Origin of the sequence: Nonomuraea sp. NPDC049400 (assembly GCF_044466425.1) — a bacterium.
Taxonomy (GTDB): Bacteria; Actinomycetota; Actinomycetes; order Streptosporangiales; family Streptosporangiaceae; genus Nonomuraea.
In genome coordinates this window covers 20,771-34,036 of the sequence record NZ_JBITMP010000024.1, presented here as the reverse complement: position 1 = coordinate 34,036, position 13,266 = coordinate 20,771, and the positions used below count along the sequence as shown (strand labels likewise).

The window sequence follows — 13,266 nt, the reverse complement described above, 5'->3', positions numbered from 1 at the left end:
TCGTGGGACCCGAAGTGGCGCCACACTCGGCGACCGCGCCGGTGGCTCCGCCGTACTCGCCGCCGGGAGTCGGCGGGCCGCTGGGGACCGACCAGCTCGGCAGGGACGTGCTTTCGCGGATGTTGCACGGCGGTCGCCCGCTGCTGCTGACCAGCCTGATCTCCGCACTCGCCGGCGCAGGGCTGGGCGCGCTCGCCGGGCTGTTCACGGCGCTCGGCGGCCGCTGGCGGCAGGCCGTCATCATGCGGCCCCTCGACGCGTTGGCCGCCGTGCCGCCGATCCTGGTCCTGCTGCTCGTCCTCACCGCCCTGCCGAACCGGGCCGGACTGGTCCTGGCGGTCGTGCTGGCCAGCGCGCCGCTGTCGGCCCGGGTCGCGCGGTCCGCGGCGGAGCAGGTGGTCGGGCGGGCCCATCTCGAGGCCGCCATCGCCCGCGGCGAGGGCTGGGGCTGGCTGCTCGGCCGCGAGGTGCTTCCGCTGGTGGCCGGGACGCTCCTGGCCGATCTGGGCATCCGCTTCGTCACCGCGGTCTACCTGGTCGCCGCGGCAGGATTCCTCGGACTGAGCACATCCAGCTCGGACTGGGGCCTGCTGATCGTGGAGGCGCTTCCCGGCGCCGCGCTGCAGCCCTGGGCACTGCTGGTGCCGGTGCTCGGGATCGCGGTCATCGCGGTCGCCGCCAACCTCGCCGCGGATGCCATGAGCCGCAAATCCAGGGGGATGCTGACATGAGCCCGCTGGTGGAACTGGCCGGGCTGCGGCTGTGCGCGGGGGAGCGCACCGTCGTGGACGGGGTCGATCTCGCGCTCGGCGAGGGCGAGGCGGTCGCGGTCGTCGGCCCGTCGGGATCGGGCAAGACGACGATGGCACTGGCCGTACTGGGGCATCTGCGCCCGGGGATCCGGCACGCGGGCGGACGGGTGTCGGTGGCCGGGCGGGAGATGTTCCCGCACCCGCCGCCCGGCGTTCGCGGCGGCACGATCGGCTACGTGGGTCAGGACCCGGGCGCGGCGCTGAACCCGTACGCGACGGTGGCCTCGGCCCTGCTCACGGCGACCGGACGGCGCGTCCCTCGCCGGGAGCGGGCCGCCACCGTCCAGCGGCTGCTGGAACGGGTCGCGCTGCCGGGCGATCCGGAGTTCGCGCGCCGGTACCCGCACCAGCTGTCCGGCGGGCAACAGCAACGTGTCGTGGTGGCCGCCGCGCTCGCCCGATCCCCTCGCCTGCTGGTGCTGGACGAGCCGACCACGGCCCTGGACCTGCTGGCCAAGGCGGAGATGCTGGCGGAGATCCGGCGGTTGCGAGAGGAGGGCGTCGCCCTGCTCTGGATCAGCCACGACCTGGGCACCGTACGCTCCCAGGTGGACCGCATCGTGACGGTCGACGACGGCAGGATCGTGGACGACCGTCCTGCCGGACAGGACCTGGCCGTACGAGAAGGCACAGGGGCGGCTCGCGCGCGGCTGTCCGTGGAGGGCCCGGCCGAGCCTGACGGTGATTCCGAGTCCGGGCGCGCGGTGGTGCTGGAGGCGCGGGCGGTCACCGCCGGGCACGGCTCGCGGACGGTCCTGTCCGAGGTGGATCTGACGGTTCGCCGCGGGGAGTGCCTGGCCGTGCTCGGGGTGTCAGGGGTGGGCAAGAGCACCCTCGCGCGCTGCCTCGCCGGGCTGCACCGGCCGGGCAATGGCACCGTGGCGCTGCACGGCGTCCCACTCGCCCGCGACGTCCGCGCCCGCACCAGGGCGCAGCGCGCCGCGATCGGCCTGGTCGCGCAGAACCCGGCGGAAGCGCTGCATCCCCGGCAGGACATCAGGACCGCGCTGGTACGCCCCCTGCGGCTGCTGCGAGGCATCACCGCGCGGGCCGCCCAGGACGCGGAGGTGAGCCGCCTCCTCGAGGCGGTGCGTCTGGAGCCGTCCCTGGCCACGCGGCTCCCCGGCGAGCTGTCCGGCGGCCAGCGACAGCGGGTGGCACTCGCCAGGGCGCTCGCCGCCGAGCCCGAGGTGCTGATCTGCGACGAGGTCACCTCCGCGCTCGACGCCGAGACGCAGGCGGGCGTCCTCGACCTGCTCGGCGACCTGCGGGCGCGGCTCGGGCTCGCCGTCGTCCTGATCGTCCACGACCCCGCGGTCGCCGCGACCGCATCGGACAGCCTGCTGGTCCTGGCCAAGGGCCGGGTACTGACCACGGGCCCGACCTCAGACCTGCTGCCAGCGGACGCGGAGCCGGAACGGCTCATCACGCGCCTGTTCGGCTCATCGAACCCAGCCGAGGAGCTTCTGGTATGACTGCCCCTGAACTTGCCATAGAAATCGTCGCCGAGTTGAGGACTCTGGGGGTCGACCTCTGGGAGGACTCCGGAAATATCCGCTTTAAGGCACCCCGTGGGGTGCTCACGGAAGAGCGTCGCGCGGCCCTGCGCGCGCACAAGGCCGAGATCGTGGAGCTGCTCTCCGGCGGCGCCGTCACCGTCACCCACGACCCGGCGGCCCGGGCGGAGCCGTTCCCGCTCACCGACGTGCAGACCGCCTACCTGCTCGGCAGGCAGGACTCCTTCGGCCACGGCGGCGTGGCCTGCCACGGCTACCTGGAGATCTCCTATCCCGGGCTCGACCGGGCCCGGCTGGAGCAGGCGTGGAACACGCTCATCGCGCGGCACGACATGCTGCGCGCGGTCATCTCGCCGGACGGCTACCAGCGTGTGCTGCCGGAGGTGCCGCGCTATCGGGTGCTGGAGGGCACCGACGTGGAGTCGGTGCGTGAGGAGCTCGGGCACCGCGTCCACGAGACGACCACCTGGCCGCTGTTCGAGCTGCGCGTCACCGCCGGCGTCCTGCACATCTCGATGGACTCGCTGATCGCCGACTGGGCCAGCGCGGGCGTGCTCCTGGACGAGCTCGACACGCTGCTCGCCGACCCGGCGGCTGAGCTCCCGCCGCTGGAGCTCACCTTCCGCGACTACCTCCTGGCGGAGCGCCGACTGCGGGAGACCCCCAGGTATCACCGCGACCGCGAGTACTGGCTCGCACGCGTCGACGACCTCCCCGCCGCCCCCGATCTCCCCATGCGCGTCCGGCAGGAAGGCCGGGCCCGCTTCCGCCGCCACCACGCCCGGCTCGATGCGACGCGGTGGGAGAGCCTGCGAGAGCGGGCACAACGACATGAGGTCACCCCTTCCACGGCGGTGCTCGCCGCCTACGCCACCGTGCTGCGGAGATGGGCCCGCCGTCCCCGCTTCAGCCTCAACCTCACCCTGCTCAACCGGACGCCCCTGCACCCGCAGGTGGACCGGCTGGTGGGCGACTTCACCTCGGTGAGCCTGCTGGCGGTCGAGGACGGCGCGGGCGTTCCGTTCGCCGAGCAAGCTCGGAGCCTGGCCGGACAGCTGTTCGACGACCTCGATCACCGGCTGTACTCCGGGGTCGAGGTCGTCAGAGAGCTCGCGCGCCGCAGGGGCCGCGAGGCCGCGCTCATGCCGGTGGTGTTCACCAGCGGGATCGGGCTCGGCCGCCGACGCACCGGCGTCGGCATCACGCAGACGCCCCAGGTGTTCATCGACTGCCAGGTGACGGACGGCGCGGGCGGGCTGGAGGTCAACTGGGACGTCCGCCAGGGGATCTTCCCTGACGGCCTGGTCGAGGACATGTTCGCGGCGATGGAGTCGCTGCTGGGCAGGCTGGCCGACGGGGACGAGGCCTGGCAGAGCAGCGAGCCGGTCCCGCTGCCCGCCTGGCAGGTGGAGGAGCGCGAGCGCACCAACGCCACGGCCGCGCCTCTTCCCGACTCGCTGCTGCACGCCGAGGTCTTCGCACAGGCGACCCGCACCCCAGGCGCGACGGCGGTCACCGGACCCGCGGGGACGCTGACGTACGGGGAACTCGTACGGCGGGCCGGCGCCGTCGCCGAGGCCCTGCGGGCGGCGGGCTGCGCCGCGGGGGAGCGGGTCGCGATCGTCATGGACAAGGGGCCCGAGCAGGTGCAGGCGGTCCTCGGGACGCTGCTCGCCGGTGGTGTCTACCTGCCGGTCGACACCACACAACCGCCTCTGCGCAGGGAGAAGCTCCTCAACGGGGTACGGCTGGTGCTCACCCAGTCATGGCTGGACGCCACCCGTGATTCCGGGCGCGTGGTGATCGACGTCGACCGGCTGGTCCCGCTGGATGCGCTTCCCGAGGCCGGGCCCGGCGATCCCGACACGCCCGCGTACGTGATCTACACTTCGGGCTCGACCGGCGACCCCAAGGGCGTGGTGATCACCCATCGCGCCGCGCTGAACACCGTCGAGGACGTCAACCGCCGCTTCGCCGTCACCGCCGACGACCGGGTGCTCGGGCTCGCGCAGCTCGGCTTCGACCTGTCCGTCTACGACATCTTCGGCCCACTCGCGATCGGCGCCACGCTCGTGCTGCCGGATGCGGCCCGGCCGGGCGACCCGTCGCACTGGGCCCGCCTGGTCGCCGAGCACGAGGTGACGGTCTGGAACTCGGTGCCCGCCCAGCTGCAGATGCTCACGAACTACCTGGACAGCGAGCCGGTCCCCATTCCCTCGCTCCGGCTGGCGCTGCTGTCCGGCGACTGGATCCCGACCACGCTGCCCGCGCAGGTCGCCGCGCACACCCGCGGGTTGTCGCTGGTGAGCCTGGGCGGCGCGACCGAGGCCGCGATCTGGTCCATCTACCACCCGATCGAACGGGTCGACCCGGAGTGGGTGAGCATCCCGTACGGGAGGCCGCTGGCCAACCAGGGATTCCGCGTACTGGACGGCGCGATGCGGGACTGCCCGGTATGGGTCACCGGCGAGCTGTACATCACCGGGGCGGGACTGGCCACCGGCTACCTCGATGACGAGGAGCTGACCGCCGCGCGCTTCTTCCGGCATCCCGCGGACGGCCAGCGGCTGTACCGCACCGGCGACCTGGGCCGCTACCTGCCCGGAGGCGAGATCGAGTTCCTCGGCCGCGAGGACGACCAGGTCAAGATCCGCGGCCACCGCATCGAGCTCGGCGAGATCGAGGCCGCCCTCCTCGCCCACCCGGCGGTGGGCGCCGCCGCGGCCGTGGTGGACGGAGAACGCGCGCTGCTCGGATTCGCCGAGCCGGCCCGCCGGGGGTCCGTGCCAGAGGGGGAGAAGGACGAGTGGGGCGAGCGGGCCGTGCGCCGTTTCGCCGACGCGCAGGTGTCCGGGATCACCGCCGCCCAGGTGGCCGAGCACGTGCGAGCCCTGCACGAGGCCGCCCACCTGGCCATGCTCAACGCGCTGGTGGAGCGCGGCGCCTTCGGCACGCGGCAGGACGCGCACACCGCCGACGAGGTGCTGCGGATCGCGCGGGTGCACGAGCGGCACCGCTGGCTGGTCCGCCGCTGGCTCGCGCTGCTGTCGGACGCCGGCTGGCTGACGTCCGACGCGGGCCGCTACACCAGGACCGCCGAGGTGGACGCGGCGACGGTACGGCAGGCGTGGCAGCGAGTGGAGCAGCAGGCCGCCGGGCTGTGCACCCCCGAGTTCGTGCGGTATCACCTGGCCCACGTCGAGCGGCTGGACGCCTTGCTGGACGGCGAGCAGAACCCGTTCGAGCTGCTGTTCCCCGAAGGCAGGACGGACCAGGCCCGCGCGGTCTACCGCGACAACGCCATCGCCCGCTACCTCAACCACGCCGCGGCCGCCCTGCTGAACCGCGTCGCGGCCGGGCACGAGGGCCCGCTGAGGGTGCTCGAGGTGGGCGCCGGCACCGGGGCGACCAGCGCGGCCGTGTTGCCGATGCTCGCCGGGTTCGACGTCGACTACTACTTCACCGATCTCACGCCGTTCTTCCTGCCTGAGGCCCGCGAGGAGCTCGGCGGGCATCCCGGGGTGCGGTTCGGGCTGTTCGACCTCGACCAGGACTTCCGGGCGCAGGGCCTGGCGCCGAACTCGTTCGACGTGGTGCTCTGCGCCGGAGTGCTGAACAGCACCGAGGATCCAGCGGCCGCGATGGCCGCCGCCGTCGAACTGCTCGCCCCCGGCGGCTGGCTGGTGCTCACCGAACCGACGGCGGACCATCCGCACATCCTGCTCACCCAGGGCTTCATGATGCGCGAACGGCCGGCCGGCGGCAGCCCGCTGCTGCCCCGCCGGCGGTGGCTGGAACTGATCGAGGCAGTCGGGGGGCAGGTCGAGCTGTGCCTGCCAGAGGCCGGGCATCCGCAGCACGAGCAGGGCATGAGCGTGCTCGCCGCCCGGGTCAAGACCGATCGGCGGCCGGTGACCGTACCGGAGCTCGCCGCCTTCCTGGCCGAGCGGCTGCCGCCGCACATGGTGCCCGCGCACCTGCAGGTGGTGGACGAGCTTCCGCTCACCGGCAACGGCAAGGTGGACCGGCGGGTCCTGGCCGGATGGCGGCCCGCCACCACGTCCGGCGAGCAGGAGAGCGACACCGCCCCACCCGACGACCTGGAAGGCAGGCTGAGCGGCCTTTGGGCCGCCGCGCTCGGGTTGCCGGGCATCGGACGACTCGACAACTTCTACGACCACGGCGCCGACTCCCTCATCATGGCGCGGATGGCGGGGCGGCTGCGGGAGGAGGTCCCCGAGGCCGCGGGCTTCGCCTACGACACGCTCCTGCGCCAGCTGCTCAACGAGCCGACCGTGGCCGCTCTGGCCGCCGCGCTCCGGGGCGGCCCGCGAGGCTCCGCACCGGTCGGTGAGCAGGTCGCCCGGCGCGCGAGCTCCGGCAACTCGCTGCTGGTGCCGTTCGGCGGCGGTGGCGGCGGGCCGCTCCGCGTGCTCTTCCACGCGGCCCTCGGGACGATGGACTACTTCCAGTCGCTCGGCAGGGCGCTGGCGGAGCAGGACCTCGGACCCGTGGTGGGGGTGGCCGTCGCCGACGCGGAGGAGTACTGCGCGATCGAGCCGAAGGAGCTCATCAGCCGGGTCGCCGACGACTACACCCAGCGGCTGCTCGACGAAGGGCACTCCCGGTTCCAGCTCATCGGCTACTGCCTGGGCGGCCTGCTCGCCACCGAGGTGGCCAGGCGGCTGCTGGAACGCGGCGCCGCCGTCGAGGACCTGACGCTGGTGGACAGCATCCCGATGTTCATCGACACCGACGAGGAGCTGGCCTTCGAGTCGATCTTCGTCCCCAACCTCAACCTGGACCCGGTCGCCACCGTCTTCGGCGAGGACGTCGACAGCGCAGACGTCTACCGGGCGATCGACCTGCTGATGACCCGCTACGACCGCAAGGTCCCGGCCGGCGCGATGGCCGCGCTCACCGGCGACCCAGGGCTTGAGGCGGTGGCCGCCGCCGCGCGCAGGCAGGGCGAACGCCCTCAGGAGGAGCGGCTGGCCGCCTACGCCGCCGCGGCGGCGGGCCAGGCCGGGGTTCCGGTCGGGCCCGAGCTGGTTCCCGCGCTGTTCCGGGTCTGCCGCCACAGCATGCGGGCCGCGCGATTCGACCCGGAGCCCTATGCCGGTGACATCACCTTCCTGCGCGCCGCCGAGCAGCAGTCGTTCGGCATCACGGCGGGCGTCGGCCATCTCGCGGCGCCGTTCTGGCAGGAGACCTGCCTCGGCGAGTTCACCGTGATCGACGTTCCCGGCAACCACTTCAGCGTCATCGAGCCGCCACAGCTCGACGTGGTGGCCGGACACCTGGCAGCACCACTGATCGAGAGGAGAACGCGCCCATGACGGTGACCGCCGACAGCGCGGACGCGACAGTGCCGGAACACCCACCGGAGGTCGCGGAGAGCAGGAGCGAGCAGCGCAGGCAGGCGGAATCCTTGCGCGAGCTGCGTAGCCCGGTGCGCTGGTGGACCAGGTCGGGCGTGCTGGTGGCCGCTGTGGGCGCGCTGAGCACGCTCGTCCCGTTCGCGGGCATCGCCGAGCTCGGCCGGACCCTGCTCGGCCCCGGCCCCGTCGAGGGCGGGGAGGTGGCGGGGGTGGCGGCCGTGGTCGCCGCGGCTCTCGTGGTCGGCTGGGCCTGCAACGGCCTGGCGCTCTGCCTGACCCATGTGGCCGACGCCCGGCTCCAGGCGCTGCTTCGCCGCCGCATCGTCGAGCACCTGGGCAAGCTGCCGCTCGGGTGGTACGCCGAGACGACCTCCGGCATGGTCCGCAAGGCGGCCCAGGACGACATCGAGGACATCCATCACCTGACCGCGCACCACGACGTCGAGCTGACCGGTGCGATCGTCCTCCCGCTCGGCGGGGTGGCCTACCTGCTCCTGCTCGACTGGCGGTTGGCCCTGCTGGCCCTGGTGACGCTGCCGGTCTACCTGGTCGCGTACGCGAAGATGATGCGCGGCTTCGGCGACAAGATGATCCAGCTGGACGCCGGTTTCACCCGGGTCAGCGCGGCGATCGTGGAGTTCGTCCACGGCATCACCGTGGTGAAGGCGTTCGGGCAGGCCAACCGCGCGCACCAGAGCTACAGCCGGGCGGTCGGCAAGTACGGCGAGCTGTACGCGGGCTGGGTACGGCCCATCCTGCGCCTGGAAGCCCTCACCTCGATGGCCCTCGCGGCCCCGGTGGTCGCCCTGGTGAGCCTGACCGGCGGGATCTGGTTCACCGCGCAGGGCTGGGTGACCCCGATGGAAGCGCTGGCCGAGGTGCTGGTCGCCATGATCATCCCGTCCACCCTGCTGACCCTCAACCAGGCGGTGACGGCGCAGCGCAAGGCCGGCGCCGCCGCCGCGCGGATCGCGGCGCTGCTGCGCACCCCGACCCTGCCGATCGCCGAGAACCCGGAGGAACCCCAAGGGCATCACGTCGAGTTCGACCAGGTCTCGTTCAGCTACGACGGCTCGTCGGCGAACGCCCTCACCGGCGTGAGCCTGGAGTGCCGCCCCGGCACGGTCACCGCGCTCGTCGGCGCCTCGGGCGCGGGCAAGTCGACCCTCGCCAAGCTGGTTCCCCGCTTCTACGACGTCACCTCCGGAGCGGTCCGCCTCGGCGGGGTGGACGTACGACAGATCGCGCCGGACGTGCTGTACCGCAAGGTCGGCTTCGTCCTGCAGGACGTGCGGCTGCTGCGTGGCACCGTCGCCGACAACCTGCGGCTCGGCCGGCCCGACGCGACCGACGAGGAGATGATCGCCGCGACCACCGCGGCCCGGATCCACGACCGGATCCGCAAGCTGCCCCGCGGCTACGACTCGGTGGTCGGCGACGACGCGGTCTTCTCGGGCGGCGAGGCCCAGCGCGTCTCGATCGCCCGCGCCCTGCTGGCCGACACGCCCGTGCTGGTGCTGGACGAGGCCACCGCCTACGCCGACCCGGAGTCGGAGTCGGAGATCCAGGACGCGCTGTCGGCGGTCGCCCGCGGCCGCACGGTGCTGGTGATCGCCCACCGGCTGGCCAGCATCACCGGGGCCGACCAGATCGTCCTGCTCGACGGCGGCAGGGTGGCCGAGCGCGGCACCCATGACGAGCTGGTCGCCGCGGGCGGCCGTTACACCCGCATGTGGCACGCCTACTCCAACGCTGAGGAGAGCGCACGATGATCCGGGACCTGATGACGATCCTCGGGCCGGAGCACCGGCGCTCGGTCCAGGTGTACCTGGCCTGGCTGGCCGCCTACTCCGTGCTCCAGGGCGTCGCGATGGCCTTCCTCGTCCCGGCGCTGGAGGCGATGCTGGCCGGTGCCACCGGCACGGCCGTGGCCTGGGCCGCGGGGACGCTGGCCGTGGTGGCGGCCACCTGCGTGGCGCACTACGTGCAGACCATGAAGGGGTTCGCGCTCGCCATCGTCACGCTCACCAGCCTGCACCACCGGCTCGGCGACCACGTCGCCTCCCTGCCGCTGGGCTGGTTCTCCGCTGAGAGGGTGGGCCGGCTCTCGCGTAGCGCCACCGGCGGCACGATGATGGTCACCCAGGTGACCGCGCACATGCTGACGCCGGTGGTGAGCGGGATCCTGACCCCCGCCACGGTGGCGGTCGCGATGGTCTTCTTCGACTGGCGGCTGGGCCTGGCCACGCTGCTGTGCGGCCCGCTGCTCTACCTGATCCACCGCTGGGCGGCCACATGGGTGGGCCGCGGCGAGCAGCTGACCGACGCCGCCGGAACCGCCGCCGGCAATCGCGTCGTGGAGTTCGCCGCCAACCAGCAGGTGCTGCGGGCCTTCGGCCGCACGAGCCAGGGGTACCAGCCGCTGGACGAGGCCGTCGAAACCCAGAAGCGGGCCTGGGGCAGGATGCTCTGGCAGAGCGCGCCACGCCTGCTGGCCAGCGGTCTTGCCGTACAGCTGGCCTTCGCCGCGCTGATCGCGCTCGGCGTGCTGCTCGCGCTGGACGGGGTCGTCGAGCCCGTGACGCTCGTGGCGCTGCTGGCGCTGGCGGCCCGGTTCACCGGACCGCTGGCGGAGCTGGCCGGGCAGTCCGGAATGCTGCGCATGGCCGCGAACGACCTGCACCGGCTCGCCGCCATCTTCGACGAGCGACCGCTGGCGGAGCCGTCCCGATCGCGGCCGGTCACCCGGCGCGGCGAGATCGAGCTGTCCGGCGTGAGCTTCGGCTACGCGCCCGCCCGGCCGGTGCTCCACGACGTCTCCTTCCGCGTACGGCCGCGCACGATGACCGCGATCGTCGGCGCGTCGGGATCGGGCAAGACCACGATCACCCGGCTCATCATGCGCTTCTTCGACGTGGACGCGGGCTCGGTCGCCGTGGGCGGCGTCGACGTACGGGAGTTGACCACGGAAGAGCTCATGGCGCAGCTGTCGGTGGTCATGCAGGACGTGTACCTGTTCGACGACACCCTGGAGGGCAACATCCGGGTCGGGCGACCGGCGGCCACCGACGCGGAGGTACGCGAGGCGGCGCGGCTGGCGGGAGTGGACGAGATCGTGGCCCGGCTCCCCGAGGGCTGGCGGACCAGGGTCGGCGAAGGCGGTGCGTCGCTGTCGGGCGGCGAGCGGCAGCGCGTCTCGGTGGCCAGGGCGCTGCTCAAGGACGCGCCGATCGTGCTGCTCGACGAGGCCACCGCGGCTCTGGACCCGGAGAACGAACGGTATGTGCGCAACGCGCTGCGGAGCCTGATGGACCGGGCGACGCTGCTGGTCATCGCGCACCAGTTGCCCACCGTGGTGGCCGCCGACGAGATCCTCGTGCTCGACGGCGGGCAGATCGCGGAGCGGGGCACCCACGAGGAGCTCCTGGCGGCAGGGGGCCGCTACACCCGGTTCTGGGCCGAACGGCGCCGCTCCCAGGGCTGGCGGCTGGTGTCATGATCGCTGTTCTGGGCGCCTCCGGCGACGTCGGCAGGCACGCGGTCAGGACGCTGACCACGCTGGGCGCTGGCCCGCTGCGCCTGGGCGGGCGCACGGCGGCCGGTCACGACGCCATGGCGGTCGACTTCCGGGATGACGCCTCGCTCGACCGGTTCGCCGCGGGCTGCCGGCTGGTGGTCAACTGCGCGGGGCCCGCCCATCTGGTCGGGGACCGTGTGGCCAGAGCCGCTCTGCGCGCGGGCGCTTCCTACGTGGACGCCGCGGGCGACGACGTCCTGCACGGGCTGCTCGACCCGGGGGAGTGGGCGGGGAGCAGCGCGGTGCTGTCGGCCGGTCTGCAGCCAGGGCTTACCGGGCTGCTCCCCAGATGGGTGGCCCAGCGGGACTTCGACGAGGTGCACGGACTGGCGGCCCATCTCGGTGTGCTGGACCGCTTCACCGCGACGGCCGCCGACGACTATCTGCAGGGCGCCGCCGACGGGCTCGGCGAGCCGCTCGCCGCCTGGCGGGACGGCCGCCGCGCCGGAGCGTTGACCCGGCAGGCCGATGTGACGCTGCCGTTCTTCCCCGGCGAGGTCACGCTGCTCCCGTCGCTCAGCACGGAGAACGCACGGCTGGCCGAGTCGCTCCGGCTGCACAGAGGCGACTGGTACACAGTGCTGTCCGGCAGCCACATCCGCGTGGCCTTCGACCGCGCGCACTCCCTGGACCGGGCCGAGGCCGTGGCGGCACTGTGCCGGGCCAGCCTGCTCGATCTCGCCGGGCGGGAGCCGTACGTGATCCTCCTGCTGCAGCTCGACGGCCTGAAGGGCGGCGTGCCGGTCACCCGCACCGTGGTGTTGCGCGGGCGCGGCAACGGCGAGCTCACCGGCACGGTCACAGCCCTGGCGGCGTGGGCCGTCATCCGGGGTGAGACGCCGCCCGGCGTCCACTACGCCGCCGACGCGCTCGACCCGGCGACCACCATCGAGCGCCTGTCGGCCACCGGTGTCACGCAACCGGTCACGCTCGACGGCCTCGCTCTCGCAGAGGAGGGGGCGCTGTGACGGCGGAGGCGGACCGCGCGCACGCGGCAGGCATCGAGGCACTCGCCGGCCGCGATCTGGAGGCGTTGCCGGTGGCGCTGCGACGACTGGAGGAGGTCAGCCTGCGCGCGATGGCGGCACTCCTCGGGTTCCAGGGCAGCGCGGAGAGCGAGGAGATCGTCGCCCGGCTCAGTGTCGCGCCGCGCCACGCCTGGCTGATCGACCGCTGGCTGACCGCGCTCGCCGAGGAGCCGGAGGTGGGTCCCGGGAAATACGACGCCGCCGGCTTCGAGGAGGCGTACGCGGTGCTGGGGTTTCCGCCGAGGATGGCGCGCTTCCACCGGGCGGCGCTGGCCAGGCTGCCGCAGCTGCTGCGTGATGAGGTTTCCGTGCAGGAGTTGCTGTTCGCCGACGGTGATGTGCTGGCGGCGCTGGCCGCGTACCAGGACAACGCTTTCACCGGATATCTCAACGCGGCCGCCGGGGAGCTGGTGCGCCAGGCGGCGGGCGCGGCGGCGGCGCCGCTGCGGGTGATCGAGCTCGGTGGCGGCGCCGGACTGTGCACCGCCGCCGTTCTGCGCGCCCTCCGCGGCACGGCCTTCGAGTACCTGTTCACCGACATATCACGGCTCTTCACCGTGGCCGCCGCCGAACGCTTCGGCGACCGGGTGACCTGCGGGCTGCTCGATCTCAACGCGGACTTCACCGTCAAACCGGGGTCGGCCGACGTGGTGCTGGCGGGCAATGTCCTGCACAACGCCACGCACATGGGCCGGACGCTGAGCCGGATCCGGGGCCTGCTCGAACCGGGCGGGCGGCTGATCTTCACCGAATCGACCCGGGAGAGCCCGGCGGTCCTCACCTCGATGCAGTTCCTGCTGCCCGGTCCCGCCTTCCTGGACGAGCCCGCCTGGCACGCTGCGCTGGCCGCCGCAGGATTCGAGCCGCGCCTGAGCCTGCCAGAGCTCCGATCACCGCTCGCCACCGCAGGTCAGCGGTTGTTCCTGGCGGTGGCGCGGTGAAGGGGTTCCG

The 13,266-nt window shown here is 73.2% G+C and carries 7 protein-coding genes; all 7 read left to right on the top strand.

The features are described 5' to 3' along the window. Positions 1 to 2 precede the first annotated feature (2 nt). From ACIBVN_RS32655 to ACIBVN_RS32625, 7 genes are read left to right on the top strand one after another with little or no spacing between them, the layout of a single operon-like run. Positions 3 to 731 carry an ABC transporter permease gene (locus tag ACIBVN_RS32655; RefSeq protein ID WP_397142990.1) on the top strand — a complete coding sequence of 243 codons (729 nt, stop codon included), beginning with the start codon at positions 3 to 5 and terminating at the stop codon, positions 729 to 731. Continuing rightward, positions 728 to 2,287, top strand: a complete 1,560-nt coding sequence (locus ACIBVN_RS32650; protein WP_397142988.1) for an ABC transporter ATP-binding protein — start codon at positions 728 to 730, stop codon at positions 2,285 to 2,287. Before ACIBVN_RS32655 ends, ACIBVN_RS32650 begins: the two co-directional genes overlap by 4 nt. Beyond that, complete coding sequence (locus ACIBVN_RS32645; RefSeq protein WP_397142986.1) at positions 2,284 to 7,668, top strand: amino acid adenylation domain-containing protein; 5,385 nt, start codon at positions 2,284 to 2,286, stop codon at positions 7,666 to 7,668. The genes ACIBVN_RS32650 and ACIBVN_RS32645 overlap by 4 nt, the downstream gene beginning before the upstream one ends. Further along, positions 7,665 to 9,482, top strand: a complete 1,818-nt coding sequence (locus ACIBVN_RS32640) for an ABC transporter ATP-binding protein (protein ID WP_397142984.1) — start codon at positions 7,665 to 7,667, stop codon at positions 9,480 to 9,482. The genes ACIBVN_RS32645 and ACIBVN_RS32640 overlap by 4 nt, the downstream gene beginning before the upstream one ends. Continuing rightward, positions 9,479 to 11,209, top strand: coding sequence for an ABC transporter ATP-binding protein (locus ACIBVN_RS32635; RefSeq protein WP_397142982.1), 1,731 nt, complete (start codon positions 9,479 to 9,481; stop codon positions 11,207 to 11,209). Before ACIBVN_RS32640 ends, ACIBVN_RS32635 begins: the two co-directional genes overlap by 4 nt. Next, positions 11,206 to 12,255, top strand: coding sequence for a hypothetical protein (locus ACIBVN_RS32630; protein WP_397142980.1), 1,050 nt, complete (start codon positions 11,206 to 11,208; stop codon positions 12,253 to 12,255). The genes ACIBVN_RS32635 and ACIBVN_RS32630 overlap by 4 nt, the downstream gene beginning before the upstream one ends. Continuing rightward, entirely contained in the window at positions 12,252 to 13,256 is a 1,005-nt protein-coding gene (locus tag ACIBVN_RS32625; protein ID WP_397142978.1) for a class I SAM-dependent methyltransferase, read from the top strand. The genes ACIBVN_RS32630 and ACIBVN_RS32625 overlap by 4 nt, the downstream gene beginning before the upstream one ends. Positions 13,257 to 13,266: the final 10 nt, after the last annotated feature.

What these genes read in the sequence shown, in the direction of transcription:
- ACIBVN_RS32650 (WP_397142988.1), top strand. Translation starts at nt 728, where the DNA reads ATGAGCCCGCTGGTGGAACTGGCCGGGCTGCGGCTGTGCGCGGGGGAG.
- ACIBVN_RS32645 (WP_397142986.1), top strand. Translation starts at nt 2,284, where the DNA reads ATGACTGCCCCTGAACTTGCCATAGAAATCGTCGCCGAGTTGAGGACT.
- ACIBVN_RS32640 (WP_397142984.1), top strand. Translation starts at nt 7,665, where the DNA reads ATGACGGTGACCGCCGACAGCGCGGACGCGACAGTGCCGGAACACCCA.
- ACIBVN_RS32635 (WP_397142982.1), top strand. Translation starts at nt 9,479, where the DNA reads ATGATCCGGGACCTGATGACGATCCTCGGGCCGGAGCACCGGCGCTCG.
- ACIBVN_RS32630 (WP_397142980.1), top strand. Translation starts at nt 11,206, where the DNA reads ATGATCGCTGTTCTGGGCGCCTCCGGCGACGTCGGCAGGCACGCGGTC.